The 24465-nt window shown below is 55.9% G+C and carries 17 protein-coding genes and 1 riboswitch; of the genes, 9 read left to right on the top strand and 8 right to left on the bottom strand.

What is annotated here, in order from left to right; all coding sequences use genetic code 11:
* Positions 1 to 71 precede the first annotated feature (71 nt).
* The 3 genes from F1381_RS03520 to F1381_RS03530 all read left to right on the top strand — a co-directional run bounded on the left by F1381_RS03520 (position 72) and on the right by F1381_RS03530 (position 4183).
* Entirely contained in the window at positions 72 to 2219 is a 2148-nt protein-coding gene (locus tag F1381_RS03520) for a helix-turn-helix transcriptional regulator (protein ID WP_151733440.1), read from the top strand.
* 64 nt (positions 2220 to 2283) lie between these two features.
* Entirely contained in the window at positions 2284 to 2934 is a 651-nt protein-coding gene (locus F1381_RS03525; RefSeq protein ID WP_151733441.1) for a DUF4386 domain-containing protein, read from the top strand.
* A gap of 109 nt (positions 2935 to 3043) precedes the next feature.
* The gene (locus F1381_RS03530) at positions 3044 to 4183 is read left to right on the top strand and encodes a 5-methyltetrahydropteroyltriglutamate--homocysteine S-methyltransferase (RefSeq protein ID WP_151733442.1); all 1140 of its coding nucleotides are present in this window, start codon (positions 3044 to 3046) and stop codon (positions 4181 to 4183) included.
* Between the two features lie 93 nt (positions 4184 to 4276).
* Here the strand turns inward: F1381_RS03530 and F1381_RS03535 are convergent, their stop codons facing one another.
* Entirely contained in the window at positions 4277 to 5110 is an 834-nt protein-coding gene (locus tag F1381_RS03535; RefSeq protein ID WP_151733443.1) for a methyltransferase domain-containing protein, read from the bottom strand.
* Positions 5111 to 5255: 145 nt separating this feature from the next.
* Between F1381_RS03535 and F1381_RS03540 the strand changes: the two genes are divergently transcribed.
* Positions 5256 to 5552: a hypothetical protein gene (locus F1381_RS03540; RefSeq protein WP_151733444.1), complete on the top strand. Its 297-nt coding sequence runs from the start codon at positions 5256 to 5258 to the stop codon at positions 5550 to 5552.
* Between the two features lie 173 nt (positions 5553 to 5725).
* On the opposite strand, the gene F1381_RS03545 is transcribed toward F1381_RS03540, so the two are convergent.
* The 6 genes from F1381_RS03545 to F1381_RS03570 all read right to left on the bottom strand — a co-directional run bounded on the left by F1381_RS03545 (position 5726) and on the right by F1381_RS03570 (position 12573).
* On the bottom strand, positions 5726 to 6970 hold the full coding sequence (locus F1381_RS03545) for an ABC transporter permease subunit (RefSeq protein WP_151733445.1): 1245 nt from the start codon (positions 6968 to 6970) through the stop codon (positions 5726 to 5728).
* Entirely contained in the window at positions 6967 to 7875 is a 909-nt protein-coding gene (locus F1381_RS03550) for an ABC transporter ATP-binding protein (protein ID WP_151733446.1), read from the bottom strand. The genes F1381_RS03545 and F1381_RS03550 overlap by 4 nt, the downstream gene beginning before the upstream one ends.
* A 577-nt stretch (positions 7876 to 8452) precedes the next feature.
* Positions 8453 to 9262: a hypothetical protein gene (locus F1381_RS03555; protein WP_151733447.1), complete on the bottom strand. Its 810-nt coding sequence runs from the start codon at positions 9260 to 9262 to the stop codon at positions 8453 to 8455.
* Complete coding sequence (locus tag F1381_RS03560; RefSeq protein WP_187355176.1) at positions 9201 to 9794, bottom strand: RNA polymerase sigma factor; 594 nt, start codon at positions 9792 to 9794, stop codon at positions 9201 to 9203. The genes F1381_RS03555 and F1381_RS03560 overlap by 62 nt, the downstream gene beginning before the upstream one ends.
* A gap of 236 nt (positions 9795 to 10030) precedes the next feature.
* Positions 10031 to 11284 (bottom strand): mechanosensitive ion channel family protein, encoded by a 1254-nt coding sequence (locus F1381_RS03565; RefSeq protein WP_151733449.1) that lies wholly within the window; start codon positions 11282 to 11284, stop codon positions 10031 to 10033.
* Between the two features lie 200 nt (positions 11285 to 11484).
* Entirely contained in the window at positions 11485 to 12573 is a 1089-nt protein-coding gene (locus F1381_RS03570; protein WP_151733450.1) for a GntR family transcriptional regulator, read from the bottom strand.
* Between the two features lie 298 nt (positions 12574 to 12871).
* On the opposite strand from F1381_RS03570, the gene F1381_RS03575 reads away from it, so the two are divergent.
* The 5 genes from F1381_RS03575 (at position 12872) to F1381_RS03595 (ending at position 20129) form a co-directional block, all read left to right on the top strand.
* A complete protein-coding gene (locus F1381_RS03575) occupies positions 12872 to 14485 on the top strand; it encodes a xylulokinase (RefSeq protein ID WP_151733451.1) in 1614 nt (537 codons plus the stop codon).
* Between the two features lies 1 nt (position 14486).
* Positions 14487 to 15182 (top strand): L-ribulose-5-phosphate 4-epimerase, encoded by a 696-nt coding sequence (locus tag F1381_RS03580; RefSeq protein ID WP_151733452.1) that lies wholly within the window; start codon positions 14487 to 14489, stop codon positions 15180 to 15182.
* A 290-nt stretch (positions 15183 to 15472) separates the two neighbouring features.
* Positions 15473 to 16897 (top strand): L-arabinose isomerase, encoded by a 1425-nt coding sequence (gene araA, locus F1381_RS03585; RefSeq protein ID WP_151733453.1) that lies wholly within the window; start codon positions 15473 to 15475, stop codon positions 16895 to 16897.
* A 518-nt stretch (positions 16898 to 17415) separates the two neighbouring features.
* Positions 17416 to 18873: a ribosomal protection-like ABC-F family protein gene (gene abc-f, locus F1381_RS03590; protein WP_151733454.1), complete on the top strand. Its 1458-nt coding sequence runs from the start codon at positions 17416 to 17418 to the stop codon at positions 18871 to 18873.
* Positions 18874 to 18917: 44 nt separating this feature from the next.
* Positions 18918 to 20129: an MFS transporter gene (locus F1381_RS03595; RefSeq protein WP_151733455.1), complete on the top strand. Its 1212-nt coding sequence runs from the start codon at positions 18918 to 18920 to the stop codon at positions 20127 to 20129.
* 129 nt (positions 20130 to 20258) lie between these two features.
* Here the strand turns inward: F1381_RS03595 and F1381_RS03600 are convergent, their stop codons facing one another.
* Positions 20259 to 24026, bottom strand: coding sequence for a glycoside hydrolase family 9 protein (locus F1381_RS03600; RefSeq protein ID WP_187355177.1), 3768 nt, complete (start codon positions 24024 to 24026; stop codon positions 20259 to 20261).
* A gap of 306 nt (positions 24027 to 24332) precedes the next feature.
* Positions 24333 to 24413, top strand: a riboswitch (glycine riboswitch).
* Positions 24414 to 24465 lie beyond the last annotated feature (52 nt).

Below are 24465 nucleotides of genomic sequence, written 5' to 3' on the forward strand. Positions count from 1 at the left end.
ATATTTCCAGCGCTCTGTAATCCGTTTATGATGCAAGTATAAACACCATATCACTAAGGGGGCGCCCAACAATGTCTACGCCTGTCATGGCCACTAAGCTTTACATTCCCACGCCCCGGCCGGAAGCGGTGCTGCGTCAGCGGTTGACCGACAGACTCAACAAGGGCCTGTACCGCAGGTTGACCCTGATCTCCGCGTCCGCAGGTTACGGGAAAACGGCCCTCGTCTGTGAATGGCTCGCCGGATGCGGGCGGCCGGCGGCCTGGCTGTCACTGGAGGAGGGGGACAGCGAGCCGGGCCGCTTTCTGGCTTGTATCCTCTCCTCCCTGCAGACGCTAGGAGGGGATCTCGGCCAAGGCTTGCTTGCCGTACTGTCGACGCCTCAGCCGCCGCCGGTCGAGGTGATTCTGGCCGCGCTCGTGAATGAGATTGCGGGCGTTGCGGAGCCGTTTATTCTTGTGCTCGATGACTATCATGCAGCGGAGTCAGGGCCGGTCAGCCAGGCGATGTCCTACCTGCTGGAACATCTTCCCCCGCAGATGCATGTGGTTATTACGACCCGCGAAGACCCGGAGCTTCCACTGGCCCGGCTGCGCGTGCGCGGCCAGTTGACCGAGTTGCGGTCCGGCGATCTGAGATTTACCCGCGCGGAAGCGGAGGATTTCCTGAACCGCAGCAGGGGACTTAGCCTGGCCCCGGAGCAAATCGCCTTACTGGAGACGCGCACCGAAGGCTGGATTGCCGGGCTGCATTTGGCGGCACTTTCTATGGAGGGGGAACCGGACGCAGACCGGCTGATCCGCTCATTCACGGGCAGCCACCGTTATGTGCTTGATTATCTGGTGGAAGAGCTTCTGCAGCGGCAACCGGCGGCGGTACAAAGGTTCCTGCTGCGGACCTCGGTCCTCAGCCGCCTATGCGGTGCGCTCTGTGATGAGCTTCTGCCCGGCGCGGAGGTTCCCGGCCGGGAAATCTTAAGTGAGCTGGACCGCCGGAATCTGTTTATCGTACCCTTGGACAGCGAACGGCGGTGGTACCGTTATCACCATTTGTTCGCCGAGGCTCTCCGCAGGAAGCTACAGACTGGCCCGGAAGGGGGAAATATCGCAGAGCTGCATCTACGGGCAAGCGTCTGGTACGAACAGCAGGGCGATGAGATTGAAGCGTTCCGCCATGCCGCTGCTTCCGGGGATATCGGGCGCTCCGCCAATCTGCTGGAGGGCAGGGGAATGCCGCTGCATCTCCGCGGAGCGGCGGGTAGCTCACTAGAATGGCTGGGGTCTCTGCCTGCAGCGGAACTGGATGCCCGGCCCGCCTTGTGGGTAATGTATGGTTCGGCTCTGCTGATAGCAGGCAAGCCGACGGGCGCCGAACAGAAGCTGCGTTCTGCCGAAGCAGCCTTGGCCGGGGCAGAAGAGGATGCCGGTGTCAGGGAACTGCACGGGCTGATTGCAGCCACCCGGGCCACACTGGCGTCACTGGTGCTGAACGGCAGCCTGGACAGCGCCGAACAACAATTACAGACCGCAGAGGCTAGCCTCCAAAGTGAGGAATTGGACGACAGTACCGGTAGGCTTGTGGGGCTGATCGCCTCTGTAAACGGCGGCTCAGAGACCGGCTTCAATACAGAAACCGTAATTGATGAGGTGATCGTAGAGTCGCGCCGGGCGCTTGCGTATCTGCGTCCGGACAATCTGCCTGTCCGGACGGCAGCCGCCTGGATGCTGGGCGTGGCCTGCCAGCGGCGCCTTCTCTATCCGGCTGCCCGCGAGGCCTTCAGCGAAGTCATCACGAACAGCCGAAGGCTCGGCCATCAACTGATGGCGGTCATGGCACTGACCGGCCTTGGCCAGATCGAGGAAGCGGAGAATCAGCGCAGCCTGGCAGCCGGCTACTACCGGGAGGCGCTGCGCCTGGGCGGCAGCCTGCCGCTCCCGGCTCTGGGTGAGGCGCAGCTTGGCCTGGAACGTGCGGGCAACTGGGAAGAGAAGATCAGCCGCCTGGCCGAGCCGCTTAGCCCCCGGGAGCTTGAGGTGCTTGAGCTGATTGCCAAGGGTCTGTCGAACCGAGAGATTGGCGAGCGGCTTTATCTGGCCCTGGACACGGTCAAAGGGCATAACCGCCGGATTTTTGAGAAACTGCAGGTACAGCGACGAACGGAGGCGGTGGCCCGGGCCACGGAATGGAAACTGATTCCGGACACCCGTAAACCACACTAAAGTGTCTACAGCTCCCAATTCTCCTCAGGCTATACTGCTATTACATTAGCCGGGGGTGGGTCAGATGAAGAACGTGTCTAGAGGGGTTGGCTTACTGTTTCTTTTGTCGACAGGTGTGTATTTACTGGGGAGCGGGCTTCTGGAACCGGTGCTGGACCGTCCGGAGCTGCTTGCGGGTCTGTATCCGGAACGGACAACGGTCTGGGCAGGCTTCTTTCTGGAGCTCATTAACGCTATAGCGGTGGTGGCGATTGGCATGCTGCTGTACCCGATTCTGAAAAAATACAACGAGGCGTTCGCGCTGGGGTACTTCGGCTCGCGGCTGATCGAATCCGTACTGCTCCTGTTAAGCGCAGCGGCGCCTCTGCTCCTTCTTGCACTCAGCAAGGACTTTATCGCTGGAGGGAATGCCCGGGAGCCGTATGATGTTACTGCTGCGAGTATGCTGTTGGAAGGGTACTCCGTATTTTTTCAAATCGCCATGATTATGCTGGGCTTGGGCAGCTTGCTGCTGTGCACGGTGCTCTACCGCTCGCGGCTGATTCCGCGGTTCTTGTCCATTCTCGGTTACGCCGGGTATGCGGCCCTGCTGGTGAGCGGCTGTCTGACGCTTCTCGGGCAAGAGAGCGGCTCTATCCTGTATATTCCGGGGGCGATATTTGAGATTGCATTTCCCGTGTGGCTCATCGTTAAAGGCCTCAAACAGCGGACATAATCTTGCTATAGCCCTACCCTATAACTTGTCATAGGGCATTGGTAGAACAGTCATACCTTCCGGTTATGCTATATTAAATTTAACATTTAACCGATGAGGAGATTGCCCTATGACGACTCAGACCGAACCCAAACAACGGACCATTACACCGTTCCGTTACGATATTGTTGGCAGCTTCCTGCGCCCGGCGGCGCTCAAAGAAGCGAGACTGAAATTCAAGAACGGTGAGCTCAGCGCGGAGCAACTGAAGGAAGTGGAGAACGCCGAGATCGTGAAGCTGGTACAGAAACAGAAAGAGGTGGGCCTGAAGGCTGTAACCGACGGCGAGTTCCGCCGCTCCTGGTGGCATCTGGACTTCTTCTGGGGCTTTGACGGCGTGGAACGGACGATCATCGATCAGGGCTACCAGTTCAACGGTGCGGAGTCAAGACCGGAAACCGCCCGCCTGACCGGAAAAATCAGCTACACCAGCCATCCCTTCGTAGCTCACTACACCTTCCTGAACAGCATTGCCGGCGACGATGTTGTCGCCCGCCAGTCGGTGCCTGCGGCGGCGCAACTCCTGTTCGAGCTGGACCGCGTGGAGAATAAGGAAAGCACGAACGCGCTTTACCCGAGCCGGGAAGAGCTGCTGGCCGATATTGCCAAAGCGTACAAAGCGGCGGCGCTTGATCTCTACGCTGCGGGCTGCCGCAGCCTCCAGTTCGACGACTGCACCTGGGGAGCACTCTGCGACGAGCAGTATATCGCCATCATGGAGCAGATCGGAGTAGACGTAGCCGAGTATGCCAAGGAGCTGGCCGGGCTGAATGCAGCCGTTGTATCCGGCCTGCCGGAGGATCTTGTGGTTACAACCCATGTGTGCCGCGGCAACTATGTATCGACGTTTGCCGGAGTAGGCGGAGGCTATGAGCCCATCGTACAGACGCTGCTGGGCATCGACAACTATTCCGGCTTCTATCTGGAGTTCGATACCGACCGGGCCGGCGATTTCAAGCCGCTGCGTTATCTGAAGGACAACCAGCAGGTAGTGCTGGGTCTCTTCTCCTCCAAGTTCGGCGAGCTGGAGAATAAGGAGGACATCCTGAAACGGCTTGAAGAAGCGCAGCAATACGTCGATCTGGACCGGATCTGCCTGAGCCCGCAGTGCGGCTTCGCTTCCACGGAAGAAGGCAACCACCTGAGCGAAGAGCAGCAGTGGCGCAAGCTGGCGTTCATCAAGGAGATTGCCGAAGAGATCTGGAAATAATCCGCTTGCCGGAAGCAGCCTGAACAGACAACAGCCGTACGGAGGAATACTCCGTACGGCTGTTTTGTCTATTGGATGGACCGGAGCGGCGGCTTAGTCTGCCGGCTTGGACCCGCAGGCCATAAAGAAGAGCATCATCGCATGGGCATCCGGTGATGCTGTGAAATGCTCATAGGCCGTGTTAAGCGCGTCATACTCTTCTTCAGTAATAATGCCTTGCTGGCAGAAGGCCTTGAACCGGCCGATATCCAGCTGGCAGTTGAAGCCCTCGATGCCGTGCAAATCACTGTGCTGGATAACAGCGTCCATATCGGTGTCCTGGAAGCCGGAATCGGCCAGGAGGCGCGGCAGGCTTCGTCCGATATGGCGGTTTCCCCCGCGCGCCGCCTGCTGCCGGGCGAGTTTGTTCAAGATGGAAGGCAGGACATCGAGGTCAGGGGACAACGCCCCAAAGACGCCGTCATCGATATCAATAATGGCGAGCTTGCCGCCCGGCTTAAGCACACGCTTAAGCTCCATTGCCGCCTGCAGCGGCTGATGCAGGTGAAGAAAGAGTAGACGGGCAATCACGAAATCATATGTATTGCCGGGCAGACCCGTTTCGTATACGGAAGCCTGCGTGAGCTGCAGCCTTGTTTCAGGCACATCCCCCAGCCTGCGCCTAGCTGTTTCCAGCAAGTTGTCATCAATATCCAGCGCCGTAATTTTACTGTTCGGCAGATGCCTCAGCAGTTGCCCGGTTACGAACCCCGGTCCCGCCCCGGCCTCCAGAATGTTCATTCCGTCTGACAATCCAAACCCTTGCAGCGTGCGGAATTCCTTGTTCCAGCCCATCAGCGCCTGTTCCTGCAAGCGCAGCAGCTCTGCCTCGGCTCCAACACGGTCACTGACGTTCTGAAAATTGTACGTGGAGTTGCGTACACCCATACCTATTCCTCCCGTTTCGTAATGAACAGCTGAACGAAAGAGCTCCTGGAAGTTATACCCTGGTGAATTTGTTTATTCTATCACACAACCGCCAGGGGTGGGGCGAGACCCCGGTTACCGGGATCAGCTGTAGCGGCGCAATCATATGATCCGCAACAAGTATGCGCATGTAACGGTGTCGGAGCTGTCGGATGAGTATTTTCTGTCTTTTGATTCCATCAAAAAAATCATCTACAAGAAGAACGGCGGACATTTAACCTATGCTCCCCGGTGGAGTCGGCTGTCCGTTATGCCCAGGCCGGGATGTTGGAAGATTGGATCGACTGCTGTCTGCGGTTTAGCTGCCGGATGGTTCCGCTCCTGCAAAATTCCGCAGAAGACAAACATTACTGCGTTGGTGTCGTCAAGCTTCCGCTGCGGCTCATTCAGCATGACGGCTTAGCGGCTGGTGGAGGCGATGGGGACGCTATTGGCCGGGCTGAGGCATCATAAGATCAATGCTGATCAAACATCGTCATGATCCATGGGAACGCCGTCTATAAGCGATTTAAGAATTGGTTACAATTAATCGATCTCGATGAAGTCGAAAATGTCAGGAATTCCCCGGATACCTTCTCAGCTCACCTCATGCTTCCGGAAGCCGCGCCAGGCGAAGGGGAGGCACAGGACGGTCATAAGAAGGGCGGTCCAGCCAATAGCATACGGCAGCGGGACACTGAGGCCCAAGAGATGAAGCAGGTCATATCCGCGAAAAGTCTCAAAAATCTCTGTTTGTCTGCCCGGCAAAAGCGCCAGCAGATGATTGAATAGTTGCTCCTTGCTCTCCGGGATAAAGAGAGGAGTAAAGAGTAGCACAACGCACCAGATCATAACGGAGAACGGTGTGCGCATTCTGGAAGACAGCAGCAGAGTGAAGCTTACCATCGCCAGACAGGCCAGCCAGCCGATCAGTGTGGTCAGGAGAAAGGCGCCGAGCACAGTGAAGGGATAGGGCGAGAAGAGGTGCCGCGTGTCGAGAATTTGGAAAGACGAGTCCCAACCCGAAGCCCCATAGATGCTTAAAGCCAAGGCAAGCACGATAAGCCATCCCAGCAGGAACATGCCGCTGGAGAACAGGAGCGCGGCGTTGATCTTCGCCCGGATGAGCTTGCCCCGGCCGTGCCGGGTCGAGAGGATGATGGCATCCGCTCCGCTCTGGTATTCAGAGGAGAAGACGGGGGCGGCACAGATGCTGAGCACGAAGCAGGCGATAAGAAAGAAGATGCTGGAGTTCACCAGGATGATATACCAGCCTTTGGCATAATCAAATTTCAGCGGAACACTGATCCGTTCGTTCATCTGCCGGAAGGTTGCTTTGTCAGCATCGGAGTATGTTATGCCTTCGGGGTTCTGCTCCAGATAGCCCTCAATATACGCTGTCCGTTGTTCATAGAAGGTGGCGGCTTTCTCAGGAGCAAGGGTATCGACTACGAAATAGTCGTATTCTGTGGTTGGGGAGAACCCTGAACGTAAGAGGCCTAGAATCGGATAATCAGGATAGGTAGCGAAAAAGCCTTCATTTCCAAGATAGGAAATGCCTCCGTCGGTAACCCTGTCTGCAGTTCTCAATATCTGCTGATAGTGCGCAACCGTCCCGGAGAAGACCTCGGGCGTCAGATCTCCCCGGAAATTTCGGGCATAGTGTTTCTCCTGCTTAATGGCAGCAAGACCTGTTACCTTTCCGTCTGCATCATAAGACTGCTCATGAAAGGCGGGCACAACCGTACAGAGCACCGACACAATGAGAATACCGAGCAGCCCGAAGAGGGTGGATTTGCGGCGGATAAGCTTGCGCAGCTCATAACCGGTTAAGGTATTCAAGCTTCTTCCTCCTTTCGCTTCGCTACCAGCGGGTCCGCTTCCTCATGGAAGTGGAACAGATACAGGTCTTCCAGAGTCGGTGCAACCGGAACTGCGCCCGGAGCGGGCGGAGCAGGGGAGGCGGAGATGACGCGCAGCTCGGCTTCGTTCCCTTCATGCTTCAGGCTGCTGACCAGATGGACATGGCTGAAGCGCTCGGCTTCCTGCTCGGGCAGGCGGCACAGCCATACATGCCCCTCCATGCTGGCGGTAAGATGCTGGGCGGTTCCGCTCATGAGGATACGGCCCTTCTTCATCATCAGAATCCGATGGGCGATTTGCTCGACGTCGGGGACGATGTGGGTGGACAGCAGCACGATCTTGTTCTTGGCCAGATCGGCGATCATATTGCGGAAGCGGATCCGCTCCTTCGGGTCAAGCCCGGCGGTCGGCTCGTCGAGGACGAGGATGCCGGGATCGTTCAGCAGCGCCTGTGCAATACCGAGCCGCTGCTTCATGCCGCCGGAGAAGGTGCGGATCTTCTTGCGGGAGGCGTCAGCCAGCGAGACCCGTTCGAGCAGCTCTGCCGTCCGGTGTTTGGCGGCGCTGGGCGTGAGCCCCTTCAGCGTTGCAATATAGTGCATAAATTCGCGGGCCGTAAAGTCCGGGTAATAGCCGAAATCCTGCGGCAAATAACCGAGCAGATCGCGGTACTTCTCGCCGAGTAAGGCGATCGGCTGCCCGTCCAGCGCAATATGGCCGGAGGTGGGCGAGAGAACGCCGCAGATCATGCGCATCAGGGTTGTTTTGCCGGCGCCGTTCGCGCCGAGCAGTCCGTAGACGCCCGGATACAGGTGAGCCGATATGTTGTCTACGGCCGATGCTTTGCCGTAACGCTTGCTGACGGCCTGGAGCGTCAGTTCCATAATGAGATAGGCCCCTTTCTAGGGTGGGATAAACACGGTATAACATAGAATGTAAGCTTGGAAATGGCAGGAGTGGAGCCGCAGCGGCCGGGCTCAGACATCTCCTGAACCTACTGAGCACCTTGACCGCTTAAATTGCAGCTATAACCATCTACCTTGGGAGTAAAAGCTGGGGATGGCGGCGTAATACTATCCTTAGATTTGGCTTGCTCAAGATATTAGCACCTTCAACGCATCAAATTGCAGCTACGCACCATATACCTGGCGGGTAAGAGCGGAGATGGGGGCGCACACTGTCCTTAGACGCGGCTTGGTCAAGGTAATAGTTGGATTTCCGCACACTAATTTAGCCGTTCTTACCGTTTTCAGCCATCTATTTGGATTATCGCTACTTAATTTGGCCGATGTTGGCGAACGCATTGATTTTCACTCCAATTAAGTGGCGATTATCTAACTAAAATGGTGATAATCGCCAATCAGGTGAAATTAGATAGCGATTATCCAACTATACTTCTGGTTGTTAACGGAGCTGCGCGCAATACCGGTACCATCAATACCGTCCATAAGCCCCTTCAATCTACAAGGCCTTTGCGCCTTCCGCCCGGCGGAAGCCGCGGAGCATCCGGTGCAGTTGGGCGAAAGCCGTGATTCCGGATAGCAGGAGCACGCACAGCCAGGCTCCAGGGGCCGAACCGCCACCGTACAGCAGCTCATTCAGGCCGCCTCCGGCCGGAGAACGGAAGGCTCCGGCAAGCTGCACAGTAAGCAGCAGTGCAGTGAAGAAGGAGCAGGCCGAGCCTTTGTCCCGGATGCGGGGCCGGTTGAACAGCCATAAGCAGCCTGCCGCCGCAACCGTAAACGGAGTGAAGAGATAGAGCAGCAAATGGCTGAGCTGCTGGCCCCAGGCCAGGCTGAGGCAACCGGCCAGGCCGGAGATGCCGACAACATCGGCGATGGCGAAGAGGCACAGCCGGGACAGGAAGAGCCGCTCCAGCGAGTACAAGGTGCTCATCTCCAGCTCGGCCATCCGGCAGGCGTAGGAGCGGGCGAGCAGGCGCATGCCCGTCAGGGCCAGCAGCGGCGAGACGGTGGACAGGACAGCGAGCAGCTGCCAGCGGTCGGCGAATGCACCCGGCGGAACTCTTACCGCCAGCAGCAGGGCAGCGAGCAACAGCGCGATATGGCTAAGCCAGACCTTCCAGCCGATAAAATGCAGCTGCCGGAGAAAGAAGCTCCAGCCGCTGCTGCGCTGCGCCAATTCCCCGCGCCGCGTCTGCTCAAGAATCAGGGCTGCGGTCTCAAAAGTCTGCTTCAACCGCGTCTCGTCAGGCTTCGGAGCAGGGGGAGCCTGCAGCTGCTTGGCGAGCTCTTTCCGGTTCATGTTCATCCGAGTCCTCCTCTCGCATTCTCTTCTTCATTGCGGTAAGTGCCCGCTCCACCCTTATCCGGGCCATATAGAGGGGGACGCCGGTTACTGCGGCGATCTCCCGGTAGCGGAGCCCGTAGCTGTAGCGGAGGATGACGGCCTCCTGCAGCTCCGGCGGCAGTTCACGCAGCACCCGCTGCAGCTCCTTCGACTGAAAATGCGCCCCGGCCTCATCCTCGGCGGAGAGCGATGAGCCGAGCTTCGCCTCAGGCACCTGCTCCATGGGCTCGGGCGGCTGCTCCCGCAGCGCGTCGCCGCACAGCCTGCGGGCGACGGTATACAGGTAAGCCCGGCATTTGCCCTTATGGGTGTAGCCGGGAAGCGACCGGCAGAAGCGGTAGAACGTTTCCTGCGTCAGGTCCTCCGCCAGGTCCGCCCGCCGGGTCTTCCAGTAGCAATAGCGCCGGATGCTGTCGTAGTGGCGTTCGATCAGGCGGTTCAGCGCATCCGTATCCCCGCTGCGTATGCGTTCAAACAGTTCGGCGTCGTCCACGGCTCCCTCTCCTTTCATATGGATTAACAGGCCGGGGGCCGGTTTTTTAAACCATCTTTATGGCGAAATTGTGAATAAAATGCAGGGTATGTAACTCCTCCTGCTTATTGTACTAAGAGCGGCTGTTTTTTACGGCGAGAAATGAGACAGGGAGGACGGCAGTTTATGCCCTCGCATAACGAAACAGCCCCTTCCCGCCAGGGAAAGGGCTGTCCTCATCACTTGTACACTAAATGTTATAACGCTGCCTGGGCAGGCGTCTTCAGGAGGCTCTGCATATCGCTGCCGCTAGGCTTCTGGAATACCCGCAGGCCAAATTCGGGCGCGACCGAGAGAATATGATCGAAGATATCGGCTTGAACCCTCTCGTATTCCGACCACCGTATATCGCTCGTAAAGGCATAAATCTCCAGGGGCAGCCCGGTTTCTCCGGGAGCCAGCTGTCTGACCATGATGCTCATGTCCCGGTGGATCTGCGGATGATGGCAGAGATACTGCTGAATATAGATGCGGAAGACGCCGATATTCGTCAGCGCTCTGCCGTTGATTTTGTCCGAGCTGCTGATTTGTTTAGCTCTGTTGAAGTGTTCAATTTCAGTTCGCTTGCTCTGAATATACTCCGACAAATAGTGGATGCTGCTGAACTTACGGATCATTTCCTCCGTACAGAAGCCGATGCTGCCGGTATCGATACAGATCGAGCGTTTAATCCGCCGGCCGCCGGAATTTTGCATCCCCCGCCAATTTTTGAAGGAGTCGGAGATCAGGGCATAGCTGGGAATGGTGGTGATGGTCTTATCCCAGTTCTGCACCTTTACGGTATTCAGCGAGATATCGATAATATCCCCGTCCGCCCCGTATTTGGGCATCTCAATCCAGTCGCCGACCCGCACCATATCGTTGGATGCCAGCTGAACGCCTGCTACAAGCCCCAGCAGGGAGTCCCTGAAGACAAGCATAATGACTGCCGACAGCGCACCGATCCCGCTCAGCAGCAGCAGCGGACTCTTCTCGATCAGATTGGCAATGACCAAGATGGCACCGACGGCAAAAGCGAAGATTTTGATAACCTGGATATATCCCCTGATCGGTTTGGATTTGGAAACCTCGAAGGTCCGGTAAATGTCATTCACTGCACTTAAGAGGGCATCCACCACCAGGAGCACTACGATAATGATATAGGTAATGACCGCCTTGATAATGAGCTCCTGATAGTCGGGAAAGGCCGGCGCAGAGTAATAGATGATAATGGCGGGAACGAGGTGGGACAGCTTATGAAAGACCTTACGCTCCAGCATAATATTATCCCACTGGTATTTGTTGTTGCTGTAGATGGATTTGGCGATAAGCTTCAGGACTACTCTCCGGGTGATGTAATGAGCCAGAATGCAGATAGCTGCAATGCCTAGAAGCATAATCATACGGGCGAGAAACGACGCTGCTGTCTGACCGGCTCCCAAACTTAGAAGCTGCTGCTGAATAAATTCCATAATCTCCTCCGTTCTCTGAAAATCCAGATTGGCATTAGCCCTTATTCTACCCTCCTGGTGAGGCAGATGACAAATTCCTGCGTTAAGGGAATAACCGGTAAAAATCATTCCTGTGCAGTCCGTTCCCGACATCGTGCCGGCCAGTAACGCAAGAAAGGCACCCCGCCGGGTGCCTTGTGTACTATCTATTTATTCAAACCCTATTCATTGCGCTCCTTCACCGTCTCGCCCTCAACCAGCACCGGCTGATAGTACACGTTGTCCTTCAGATCCTTCTTCCCCTGCAGCTTTCGGATGACCCAGTCGGCGGCATCGCGGCCCATTTGCTCCTGCGGATGGGTCAGCGTCGTCAGCTTGATGCTGGCATTCTTGGCAATATAGGAATTGTCCTGGCCGATAATCGACAGATCCTCCGGAACCGACAGCTCCAGTTGTCTGCACACATTGACGACCTCCAGGCCCACCTCATCGTTGTAGCAGACAATGGCCGTCAGGGTGTCTCTGTTGTCGGACAGATACTGCTTGAGGTTAACGGACAAGTCCTGCTTCGTCTCCGTGTCGAAAGAGAGGACCTGCTCCGGGTGGAACCGCAGCTTGGCTTCGCCCAGCGCTTTGATGTAACCCTTCATGCGGTATTTGCCCTGCAGATCGTCCATCTTGGCGATAATGCCGATCTGGGTATGCCCTTTGGAGATCAGCTCGCGGGTCGCCAGATAGCTGGACTGCACGTCGTCGAGGCATAGATACGGCACCTCCAGCTCCTCATAATAGGCGTTGATCATAATAAAAGGCACATTCCGCTCTTTAAAAGACAAATAGTAGGCAATATTCGGGTTATACAGGTTACTCTTCGTCGGTTCGATAATCAGTCCGTCCACCCCGTAGGACAGCATCATCTCCAGCGCTTTCTTTTCCTGGGCGACATCATTATTGGTACTGGCAAGCAGCAGCGAATAATTGTCTTCATTCAGGCGGCCTTCGATTCCCCGGATAATGGAAGGAAAAATATAATCCGACAGGTATGTCGTAATCACGCCGATCGTCCGCCCCTTGGCATTGCCGCTGGCTTTGGCCCGGTATTGGTTGCTGACATAGGTCCCTGAGCCCTTCTCGCTGCGCAGAAAGCCGTCATTGGACAGCTCCAGAATCGCCTTGCGGACCGTCTGCCGGCTGACGTTATACCGCTCCTGAAGCGCCGATTCGGTGGGGATCTGCTCCCCGACACTGTAAGCCCCCGAGAGGATTTCGCTCTTTAGATCTTCAAGGATGACCTGATACTTTGGCTTCATCTATATTCACTTCTTTCACTGTTGTTCGTATGCAAATTTACATTATATTAAAAGTTGTATGTACATATTTTAACACGGTCGCTTGCTTATTATAAGGTATTCCCTGCACCGGATAAACATAATCTTTGAAAAACATGTGGGAATCAGCCGAGTTCATGAATATTTGTATGTATATCTTTAGTTATGTATTGACAAATGTACGAACAAAAAATATACTAGGGCTGTTAATAAGGGAAAGCGCCTTCTTCATGCAATACTAATTGTAAATTCAGTTGTCACAGAGGGGAGTAACGTGGGCATGGATCAGAACATTCAGCAAGCGATTGCCAAGGGGGAAACGGCACTTGGAATCGAATTTGGATCCACACGTATCAAGGCGGTGCTGATTGATTCTCGGTTTGAGACCATCGCATCGGGAAGCTATGAGTGGGAGAATCTGCTCATAGACGGTTATTGGACATACAACCTGGCGGATATTCACAAGGGTCTGCAAACCGCTTACCGTGAAATGAAGCAGGAGGTTGCAGACAAATATGGAGTCACTCTGAAGACGGTCGGTTCGATCGGCTTCTCGGCGATGATGCATGGATACATGGCCTTTGACAACAAGGGTGAGCTGCTGGTTCCGTTCCGCACCTGGCGTAACGCCACAACCGGCGCAGCAGCGAAGGCACTGACGGAGCTGTTCCAGTTCAACATTCCGGAGCGCTGGAGCATTGCCCATCTGTACCAGGCCATTCTGAATGAAGAGCAGCATGTGCCGCAGCTTGAGTTCGTGACTACGCTCGCCGGATATATCCACTGGCTGCTGACCGGCAACAAGGCGCTGGGCATCGGCGATGCTTCCGGGATGTTCCCGATTGATGAGGCTGCGCAGGATTACAATCCGGCGATGGTGCAGCAGTTCGATGAGCTCGTTGCGGGCAAGGGCTACCCCTGGAAGCTGAAGGACCTTCTGCCGAAGGTCTATAGTGCAGGCGAGCAGGCCGGTGAATTGACGGAAGCCGGAGCGCAGCTGCTCGATCCTTCCGGGGACCTGCAGGCGGGTATTCCGCTGTGTCCTCCCGAAGGCGATGCCGGAACAGGCATGGTAGCTACCAACAGTGTGCGGAAACGGACCGGTAACATCTCTGTAGGCACTTCGGTGTTTGCCATGATCGTTCTGGAAAAAGATCTGTCTACCGTCTATCCGGAGATCGACATGGTTACGACCCCGGACGGCAGCCCGGTCGGCATGGTGCATGCCAACAACTGCTCCAGCGATATCAACGCCTGGATGGGCCTGTTCCGCGAGTTCTATGAAGCCATGGGGCAGAAGGCCGATTCGGCCGAGCTGTTCAGCGTGATGTTCAACAAGGCGCTGGAGGCGGACGCCGACGGCGGCGGTCTGCTCAGCTACGGCTACTTCTCGGGTGAGAACATCACCGGCATCGAGAAGGGGCGTCCGCTCTTCGTCCGTTCGCCGGAAAGCCGGTTCAATCTGGCCAACTTTATGCGCACGCATCTGTTCTCCGCTTTCGGCGCACTCAAGGTAGGCATGGATATCCTGACCCAGAAGGAAAATGTGGCAATTGACAGCATTCTGGCGCATGGCGGGCTGTTCAAGACCCCTGTCGTCGGACAGAAGATGGTAGCTGCTGCACTGAGCGTGCCGATTTCCGTCATGTCGACGGCCGGTGAAGGCGGGGCATGGGGGATGGCGATTCTGGCTGCCTATATGAAAGACAAGGCCGCCCAGGAGCAATTGGACGATTACCTGGAGAACATGGTGTTCAAGGATACGGAAGGACAAGAAATTCGTCCGGATGCGGCTGATGTGGCCGGCTTTGAACTCTTCATGGAACGCTATATCAAGGGCCTCGCCATTGAGCAGGCCGCTGTAGATCATCTGGCAGAGAACTGGAGGGAATAGCATGTTAGAGAGACTGAAGGAAGAGGTCTATGAGGCCAATCTCGACCTGCCGAAGCACGGACTGGTGAAATATACGTGGGGCAATGTCAGTGCGGTGGACCGCGAGAGCGGACTGTTCGTGATCAAGCCGAGCGGCGTCAGCTATGACAAGATGAAGCCGAGCGACATGGTCGTTGTCGATTTCGACGGAAACGTGGTGGAAGGCGAAATGCGTCCTTCCTCCGATACGCCGACACACGCCGTGCTTTATAAGCACTATAAGGAAATCGGCGGTATCGTGCACACCCACTCCACCTGGGCGACCATCTGGGCGCAAGCCGGACTGGACGTGCCGGTGATGGGTACGACGCATGCCGACACCTTCTATGGCTCCGTACCATGCGCCCGCTTCCTGACCCAGGAAGAGATCGACCGCGGCTATGAACACGAAACCGGACGGGTTATCATTGAGACCTTCGAGCAGCGCGGTCTTGACGTCATGGCCGTTCCCGGTGTCCTGCTGAAAGGGCATGCGCCGTTCACCTGGGGCAAGGATGCCCATACCGCAGTCATGAACAGCGTCGTGCTGGAGGAAGTGTCCAAGATGAACCTGTTCGCCCGCGAGCTGAACCATTTCGCCGAGGAGCTCCCGCAGCGCATTCTGGATAAGCATTACCTGCGCAAGCACGGCAAGGATGCTTACTACGGACAGAAATAAGTTATATAAGCTGATTTAAAGAAATACAAAGAGGCGGAAGCAACGGAGGGGAAGTTTGGAACTGGAGGAGCGGTAGCGCCCGCCTGAAAGCTTTCCGCAGGAAAGCTCGCTTCGGAAGCATCGGCTGTCTGCAGATTTCCACCGTGAATAACGGTATGAATCAAAGAAATCTGCAGACAACAGCGGCCGGAAGTCCAAGCATTCACCGCAGTTGCGTACTTCGCCGTGAAAGTGCATTTTAAGAACAGCCTATATAACCTATCAAAATAATGAAAAGAGGATGAACACCCATGTCAACAGCAATCGCCAAAGAGTTCTGGTTCGTCGTAGGATCGCAGCATCTGTACGGGGAAGAAGCGCTCGCAGAAGTTAAAGCACACGCCCAGGAAATGACCGATGCCCTCAACAAGAGCGGCGTTCTGCCTTACCCGCTGGTCCTGCAGGATCTGGCCGTCAGCGCGGACAAAATCACTTCCATTATGAAGGAAGTCAACTACCGCGACGAGGTAGCCGGCGTTATTACCTGGATGCATACTTTCTCCCCGGCCAAAATGTGGATCCGCGGCACGAAGCTGCTGCAGAAGCCGCTGCTTCATCTGGCTACGCAATACAATGAGAGCATTCCATGGGCGACCATTGACATGGACTTTATGAACCTGAATCAGGCCGCCCACGGCGACCGTGAATATGGCTTCATCAACGCCCGTCTGCAGAAGCAGAACAAAGTGGTTGTCGGCTACTGGGAACGCCCTGAAGTCCAGAAGCAAATTGCCGACTGGATGGACGTGGCCGTTGCCTTCAACGAAAGCTTCAACATCAAGGTAGCCCGCTTCGGCGACAACATGCGCAACGTTGGCGTTACCGAAGGCGATAAGGTCGAAGCCCAAATTCAATTCGGCTGGACTGTGGACTACTTTGGCATCGGCGACCTGGTGGAAGTGGTGAACGCGGTAACCGCAGAAGAAATCGACGCACTGTTCGCGGAATACGCAGAGCTGTATGACTTCGACTACGGCGATTACAGCAAGGAAGCATGGGAAGCCAGCGTTAAGGTGCAGGCCAGCTATGAAATCGCACTGAAACGCTTCCTCGACAAAGGCGGCTACAATGCCTTTACGTCGAACTTTGAAGACCTGCACGGCATGAAGCAGCTTCCGGGTCTGGCTGTACAGCGCCTGATGGCCCAGGGCTACGGCTTCGCCGGCGAAGGCGACTGGAAGACCGCTGCCCTCGACCGTCTGCTGAAGGTCATGAGCCACAACCAGAACACCGGCTTTATGGAAGACTACACCTATGAAATGGCTGCCGGACAGGAAGCCATTCTGCAATCGCATATGCTTGAGGTTGATCCAAGCCTGGCCAGCAACAAACCGAAGGTGCTTGTATCGCCGCTGGGCATTGGCGACCGCGAAGACCCGGCCCGCCTCGTATTCGACGGTAAAGCCGGCGAAGGCGTGGTAGTATCGATGGCCGACTTCGGCACGCACTACAAGCTGCTGATCAACGAAGTTGAAGCCTTCGAACCGACGGTTCCGGCGCCTAAGCTGCCGGTAGCCCGCGTGCTGTGGAAGGTGAAGCCGAACTTCCAGGACGGTGTAAAGGCCTGGATCGAGAACGGCGGCGGCCACCATACCGTGGTGTCCCTGAACCTCACAACAGACCAGATCGTGGCCTATGCCAAGCTGGTGAACCTGGAGTACGTTGTGATTAAGTAATGTTATTTCACGGAGCGGATAAGCTGTGCTTATTCGCTTTTTCTTTTGCATAGAAGGCAAGTGGAAAACGGGAAGATCGGGGAATTGACAGTTCCCGGATGCGATGGTAAGCTACGGCTATCTAATGAAAAGGAGGATGGCGGTCCATGGTGTATTTCATGCGTTTACGCTAAGCAGTCAGAGAAGCGGATGTAACCACTCGATTTTTCGATTATGGTGGGCTTTTTTGAGTTGCTTATGTTTACGTATGAGGACATGGACTGCGATCCGGACGGCTGATCTAGCTACGCCCTGTTTCGCTGTGTTCGAGCACGTCAATATAAGCAGACCTTGGCCCCCTGTGGACGCGGTCTGCTTTTTTGTTGCTGCTGCAAATGTGCAAATGAACAGGAAAGGAGCCACCAAGATGACGATGCGAGGTATGCACTGGTACTTCTTCATATAATCCCCCTTCGCAAATCGCAGGTCAGCCTGCGATTCCCCAAGACGGAAACTGCGATTTCGGAGGAGGAGTATATATGTTATTGATAAAGGCAGAAGAGATTGTTGTGGAATATATGGGGCGCGATGTGCTCGATATCGACCGGCTGGAGCTGTACGCTTATGACCGGATCGGCCTGGTTGGCGTGAACGGGGCCGGCAAGAGCACCTTGCTTAAGACACTGCTGGGTCATATACCGCTGCAGTATGGCAAGATTGAAAGGGAAGGGACATTTGCCTATATCCCTCAACTGGAGGAGGCGGCTGTCCGGGAGGTGCAGGATTACGCCCTCATGGGCAAGCTGGGGATTAGCCGGGTCCAGGCGGAGATGATGAGCGGCGGAGAAGAGACACGGCTGAAGATTGCCCAGGCGCTGGAGGATAACGTACACGGCATTATGGCGGATGAACCAACCAGCCATCTGGACCGCGCAGCAATTGATTTTCTGGTCAGCCGGCTGAAGCTTTACACGGGAGCGCTGCTGATCATCAGCCACGACCGTGGTTTGCTGGACCGGGTTGTCGATAAAATCTGGGAGCTGAAGGACGGACGGATCACCGAATATTGGGGCGGGTATTCCGATTATCTGGCACAGAAGGAAGCTGAGCGCAGCAGCCGGATGACCCAGTATCAACAGGCTGAGGCGGAGCGGGAGCGGCTGGAGCAGGCGATCTCCGAGAAGAAGGCACAGGCCCGCAGGCTCGACCAGAAGTCCAGAACAGCCGGGAAAAACAGCACCGAAAGCGGCGGGCGCCTTGCCCACCAGAAATCGCAGGGCAGCAAGCAGAAGAAGCTGCATACGGCCGCCAGGCAGATGGAACGGCGAATCGAAGCGCTTGGTGAGATCAGCGCCCCTGAAGAGCTGCGGAACGTTCAGTTCAGCCGGAGCCGGGTGCTGGAGCTGCACCATCCCATCCCGGTTGCGGGCCATGAGCTTTGCAAGCAGCTGGGAGACAAAGTGATCCTTGACCGGGTGTCCTTCCAGTTCCCGCTCGGAGGCAAGATTGCCATCACCGGCGGCAATGGAGCCGGAAAAACGACGCTGCTCAACATGATCCGCAGCCGCGAGGACGGTGTCGTGTTAGCGCCGAAGGCGGAGATCGGTTATTTTGACCAGACCGGCTACAAATTCATGCGCAATGAGAATGTCCTGGCTTATATGCAGGAGGACAGTGAGTATTCCGTACCCGATATTCGGGCGGTGCTGTCATCGATGGGGTTCACCCCGCAGGATGTCCGCAAGGAGCTGTCCATGCTCAGCGGCGGGGAGATCATCAAGCTGCAGCTTGCCAAATTGCTGCTCGGCCGCTACAACATTCTGCTGCTGGATGAGCCAGGTAACTTTCTGGATATTCCGGCAATGGAGGCGCTGGAGACCATGATGCGGGAGTATCCGGGCACGATTGTGTTTATATCCCATGACACCCGTCTGGTGGAGAGGGTTGCCGATCAGGTGTATGTGCTTAAGAAGGGACAGCTGCTACGGCTGAAGTAAGAATACAGTAAGCCTATTAAGAGCGAAATAAGGAGGAACCTGTTATGCATTGGAAAAGGACCTTCGCGCTGATCTTCAGCGGACAGATTTTCTCGATTCTGACTTCATCAATGGTGCAATTCTCAATCATCTGGCATCTGACGGAGTCGACGGGATCGGCTGCGGTGCTGATGATTGCCGGCCTGGTCGGCTTCCTGCCGCAGGCGCTGCTGGGGCCGTTCATCGGCGTCTGGCTGGACCGCTGGAACCGCAAGCTGACGATGATGATCTCGGACAGCCTGATCGCCGTCTCCAGTCTCATTCTGGGCGCTTATTACTTATGGGGAGAACCCAGCCTGTGGGTCGTGTATGTGATCCTATTCATCCGCTCGGCGGCTTCGTCCTTCCACGCGCCATCGTTCCAGGCGGCGGTTCCGCTGATTGCACCGGAGGAGCAGCTGACCCGGGTGGCGGGCTGGCACCAGATGGTCTTCTCGGCCTCCAGCATCCTGGGCCCGGCGCTTGGCATCGCCGTCTACTCGGCCACCTCGCTCGGGACGGTGCTCCTGCTTGATGTGGCCGGGGCCCTCATTGCGAATGTCATGCTGCTGCTGGTCCGTATTCATCAGCCGAAGCCTGAGATCACTGAAACGCCGTCGTTCCGCAGGGAGTTTGCCCTCGGCTGGAGAACCTTCGTCTCCGCGAAGCCGATTGTTATCATCACCGCGGTGATGGCGGTCTTCAGCGTGGTGTTCATGCCGCTGGCCATGCTGTTCCCCTTGATGACGCTGGAGCATTTCGGACGCGGGGGATACAGCGCCAGCCTGATCGAAGCGGTCTTCGGCATCGGGATGATTCTGGGCGGCGCACTGCTGTCCGTGCTGGCTTCGAAGTGGAGGGATTCCACCTACATGAGCCTGAGTCTGGTCCTGATCGGTCTGACCTGTGTGCTGAGCGGGGTGGTAGGGAGCGGGAGGTTCTGGGCCTTCGCCGTCCTGTCCTTCTTCATGGGGGCGGCGGCGCCGCTGTTCAACGGCCCTTACATGGCGATGATCCAGAAGGCCTACGAGCCGGAAACCCTGGGCCGCGTACTCTCGCTCGTCACGAGCTTCGGAATGCTCTCTTCCCCGATTGGTTTGGCGCTGGCGGGTCCGGTCGCGGACCGGTTCGGGGTTCAGGTCTGGTTCTTCTGGTCGGGGATCGTCGTTGCACTGCTTGGGGTATACATCTTTCTCCAATTTCTTGGGAGCCGCGGAGAACCGCAGGCTCAGGATTAGCAAAGCTTACAGCTGAATAGAAAAAAGCATCCGCACAGGGCACTTGTCGAGAACAAGTGCCCTTGTTGCGGATGCTTTTTTTGAATACCCATTGCTTTTCCGAAGCCGCTATCCCCCAGTGGAGCAGCTTTACTTAGCGAGCAGGAAGTTATAGAGCAGCACTGCCGCTTCCGCACGGTTCACCTGCGTCTTCGGCCCATAGTTGCTGCCGGCGTCTGCGCTCAGTACCTCGGCCTGCTGCAATGCTGCCACAGGCGCCTGGGCATAAGCTGCGATGGCCGCCTGGTCGGCGAAGGCTGCAGCAGCCGTCGCGCTCTGCTTCAGCGTATACCCGCCGGCCACAAGGGCACGGTGGAGCAGTACTGCCATCTCTTGTCTGCTCAGCACATCGTTCGTGCCGAACGTGCCATCCGGTCTGCCCTGCACAATGCCGAGCTTCTCAGCCGAGGCGACGGCGCTGTAATACCAGGCGCCCGCTTTCACGTCGCTGAGCTTGCTGACGGCCGCAGCATCGCCAAGGTCAAAGAACTTCACCAGCATCTGCACGAACTCGGCGCGGGTCAGCTTGCCTTGCGGATCGTACTGGCCCGCACCCTTGCCGATGATAACGCCCCGGGCGGCAACCGCGCGGATGGCATCGCTTGTGGCGGCAGGAAGCGCGCCAATATCATTGAAGCTCACATTCGTATAAACGGCAGCATATTTGCTGAAGTGCTCCGGCTGGAACACAACCTGGCCGGACTGTGCGTCATAGATACCGTTGTTGACGACAACGGCTCCGTTGTCCACATTGTACACAACAACCTGGCCGGCCTGCTCGCCTGCCTTGAGTGTGTACGGAAGCTTCACGGTTACCGGATGCCCGGACCACTGGGCAGCGGTATCATCTACCTTCAGGGTCAGATCATAGACCGGGCTGTCGCCCAGAAGGGTGCGTACTGTATTGGACAGTCCCTCGGAGGTGGCCAAGGCAACGCCGACGGACAGCTTCTTCGCGCTACCCGCGAACCATTGTTTCAGCAGGGTCTGGTCCAGCTCAAGGGCAGTGCCAAGCACTTCCAGAGATACAGACTGGACGGAAGCCGCATCCAGCGTGCGGAGCCAGTCGCCGGAAATCTCCACAGCAACATTCGTCTGTCCGCTTGCCGTTTCTACCGGGATGGTAATTTTGCCGTCCACAGCCTTGCTTGCCGCTGTCTTCAGCGCTTCTTCAGATACGGTGACCGTCTGCGTTCCGCTGTTGCCGGAAGCTCCGGAGGAGCCAGTTCCTGTGCTTGGCGGCTGTGCAGGACCCGGCGTAACATCAGCGGGCTTCACTTCCAGCTGATACTGTGCGCTTACTTTGCCGTCAAGCGACTGAACGGTAATTACAGTTTTGCCTGTCTTGACCGCAGTTACGTCAATGGTGGTTACACCCGTGTCTTCGGCATATGTGACATTGCTTACTGTAGCGATGCTGCTGTCACCAGAGGCAACCAACAGCTTTTTGTAGGTCGCAGTATCCGGTGTTACAGTAGCTTTCAGCTTCAGGGTTTGACCCTCAGACAGCAACGCGCTTTCGCCGTCCGGAAATTGAATGCTTTCCGCAGGCGCCGGATTCTGCTCATCGGTTAACAACGCAGTCAGATAAGTGAGCGGCGAGTTATAGTTCAGCGCCTGCTCGTTGCTCTCCCAGTCCACAGTAGCCTGGTTGTAGGCTTTGGCCGGGAAGTTGAACTTACCGTTATTGTTCGGGCCGCCCGGCATATAGCCGTTTGGCATTTCGGCGATGAAGTCGCGCATGTAAATCTCATGGTGGGTAATATGAACACGGTTCTCGCCATAACCCGTAATGAAGCTGAGCTGCAGCGGATTAATGCCCAGCAGGTAATTGAGGTTGCCGCTGGCGACCTGAAGATTCTGCTCATCATATTCACCGATAATCCGGCTGCCGATATCCAGGCTGATCGCTACGCCCGCGACATTGGCGTTGGCGCCCCAATAGAAGCCCTTGTCCGTGGAGTTGCGCCATACCGCCTGATTGGTGGCAGTATCGATTACTGTGCTTCTCCACTCCTGATATTTAGGCACGAACCATGCTTTCACTTCTTCACTTGGCGCAGCAGCGCTCAGGTAATGATAGAAGCCGATCAGCTCCATGCTGCCGATGCCGTGCGAGAAATCGGTCGTTTCGAACTTGGAAGCGAATTCTTCATAATGGGCTACTACGAAATCGCTGTACCGCGCTTCGCCTGTAGCTCTGTAGAGTGCAGCCGCCGCATAGAAACGGTCGTTCAGGTCCTCGTTGTCATTGTAAGGTCCGTCCGGCTGTGCAATGAATTCCGGATGGGCGGCGAGATAGTCCCAGCCTCTTACGGCTGAGGCCAGCAGGGTGTCCGCATATTCTTCCAGACCCGGCACGTCTTTAAACACATGATAGGCATGCGCCAGCGCCCCGACGGTTGTAGCGGTTTGCGCGGTCGGGATAATGCTCTCCTCGCCGGTGCCGTCCATGAGGAAGCGCTTCGGCTGAGGCTCGCGGATGACATAGGCATAGAAGCCGCCGGAAGCGTCATCCTGCATTTTCAGGAAGAAATCGGTCTCCACCTTGATTTCATCAATCAGATCCGGAATGCCGTTGCCGCTCTCCGGAATATTCAGCTGACTGTCGGAGAATTGCTGCGGGAAGTTCTCATACGCCCAGAGCAAATCGGACACAGCGGTCGCGGCAGCGGTTACATATTTCCCCGTGTCGCCTGCATCCCACCAGCCGCCGGATACATCCTTCGTCTGTGCCGGATCGGACTGCAGCGGGAGATCGGCGTCGATCTTATGCAGGCCGGTACGGGCAAATTCCCCGGCGTTCTCCGGCAGCAGATCCTCGTTCGCTCTCTGGTAATAGAAGAATTTCTGCACATCGGTCAGCAGGCTGTCATAGACATCTGCTCCAATTTCGAACGGAACGGATGGCTCGGCAACACCGTCAACCGTAATGTAGTATGCGCCGCTCTCATTGAGTGCGGAGAAGTCGGCCTTTAACACTTTTTCACCGGACAGTTCGTCGTAAGCGGCTACAAGAGACAGAGTGCCTTCATAAGCGATGCTGTTGTCTGAAGTCCGCTTGACCTGGAACGGGGTACCGGCCACAGCGGACAGTTCGTTGTAATAACCGCTGACGTTGGCATACTTCTCCCCATAGTTCAAATAGCCGACCTGATTCACTTTAATCGGAGCGTAGCTCCGTTCCGTGTCGGGGGAGGTCACTTTAATATTGCTGATCCAGAAGGTAATGGGCGTATTATCGCCGGTGATTTTTAATAACTGGATTTTGCCTTCATCGAAGAGAGGAGCACTGTTAAAAATATCGCTTAACGGAATCGATACATGCTGCCACTCGTTTGTCACAGTAATGTAATCGCTAACATGAACCAGCGCGTCAATATTAGTCTCCTCAGGATTGGCATCCTCATCCTTGAAGAAGCCGCCGTTGCCGTCAGACCGCTCATGAACGACATCGCGGAAACCGATGCTGAAGCTTTCACCGCCTTGTGAACCGGCTACGTCGAACTCCAGCGTACCGCCCGAATAGGCGCTGAAATCAAAGGACTGCCAACCGTTTACAGTTAACTGGTCAGCCCAGTAGTCACTTGTTACGATTTTGCGGGCATTCTGCTCCTGATAGACTTCTTGCGTAACCGTTGAGCCGTAGCCCCACCCGGTATCCTTAATCTCGATATCCTTGAGCTTGTTCCAGTTCTCGCCTCCCGGAGGAAGGTAATTAACCTCGGCCGCCGGGTCTGCCGAAACCAGTGAGGCCGGAACAATCATCGAAAAAGCGGTTGCAAAAGTCATCAGAAAAACAGCTGCTTTTTTGGTTCGGTTCGTCTTCTTAATCTGCAAAATTGTAACCCCTTTCATTCGTAGTGACAATATCGTATCAGCAGCAACAGAGAAAATGTACCAAAATAATTAGCTATTTTTTCATATTTAATTTTACATTTTGGGCCTGATTCTTGGCTTGGAGCCGTATTGGACCGGTACTTGCAGCGAAATCCAGGCAAAATTAGTGATTGGCAGGGCAAGATCGCAGCGCACCGGAGAGACTTTTTTCACAGAATGATTGCTCACACCGCGAGTAATATGTTAGCATAGCAAGAACGGAAACACCGCTTCACTAATTTAATACATTCACAGGCTATGATTGCTATGGATCACACTATAGCAGGAGCAGCTTCTGGAGAGACTGCGGGTCAACCGCGGCGCCGAAGGGTTCACAATCTCAGGCAAAAGGACAGAAGAGTACCGAGTAATATTCGTCAGGCGGTCCGCATTCCGCAGGGCGAATCTTATTTTGATA

The sequence above is a fragment of the Paenibacillus tengchongensis genome (assembly GCF_008973665.1).
Lineage (GTDB): Bacteria > Bacillota > Bacilli > Paenibacillales > Paenibacillaceae > Paenibacillus_AQ > Paenibacillus_AQ tengchongensis.

Coding starts and splice junctions, on each gene's coding strand:
- F1381_RS03520 (WP_151733440.1), top strand. CDS start 72: ATGTCTACGCCTGTCATGGCCACTAAGCTTTACATTCCCACGCCCCGG.
- F1381_RS03525 (WP_151733441.1), top strand. CDS start 2,284: ATGAAGAACGTGTCTAGAGGGGTTGGCTTACTGTTTCTTTTGTCGACA.
- F1381_RS03530 (WP_151733442.1), top strand. CDS start 3,044: ATGACGACTCAGACCGAACCCAAACAACGGACCATTACACCGTTCCGT.
- F1381_RS03535 (WP_151733443.1), bottom strand. CDS start 5,110: ATGGGTGTACGCAACTCCACGTACAATTTTCAGAACGTCAGTGACCGT.
- F1381_RS03540 (WP_151733444.1), top strand. CDS start 5,256: ATGATCCGCAACAAGTATGCGCATGTAACGGTGTCGGAGCTGTCGGAT.
- F1381_RS03550 (WP_151733446.1), bottom strand. CDS start 7,875: ATGGAACTGACGCTCCAGGCCGTCAGCAAGCGTTACGGCAAAGCATCG.
- F1381_RS03555 (WP_151733447.1), bottom strand. CDS start 9,262: ATGAACATGAACCGGAAAGAGCTCGCCAAGCAGCTGCAGGCTCCCCCT.
- F1381_RS03565 (WP_151733449.1), bottom strand. CDS start 11,284: ATGGAATTTATTCAGCAGCAGCTTCTAAGTTTGGGAGCCGGTCAGACA.
- F1381_RS03570 (WP_151733450.1), bottom strand. CDS start 12,573: ATGAAGCCAAAGTATCAGGTCATCCTTGAAGATCTAAAGAGCGAAATC.
- F1381_RS03575 (WP_151733451.1), top strand. CDS start 12,872: ATGGATCAGAACATTCAGCAAGCGATTGCCAAGGGGGAAACGGCACTT.
- F1381_RS03580 (WP_151733452.1), top strand. CDS start 14,487: ATGTTAGAGAGACTGAAGGAAGAGGTCTATGAGGCCAATCTCGACCTG.
- araA (WP_151733453.1), top strand. CDS start 15,473: ATGTCAACAGCAATCGCCAAAGAGTTCTGGTTCGTCGTAGGATCGCAG.
- abc-f (WP_151733454.1), top strand. CDS start 17,416: ATGTTATTGATAAAGGCAGAAGAGATTGTTGTGGAATATATGGGGCGC.
- F1381_RS03595 (WP_151733455.1), top strand. CDS start 18,918: ATGCATTGGAAAAGGACCTTCGCGCTGATCTTCAGCGGACAGATTTTC.
- F1381_RS03600 (WP_187355177.1), bottom strand. CDS start 24,026: ATGAAAGGGGTTACAATTTTGCAGATTAAGAAGACGAACCGAACCAAA.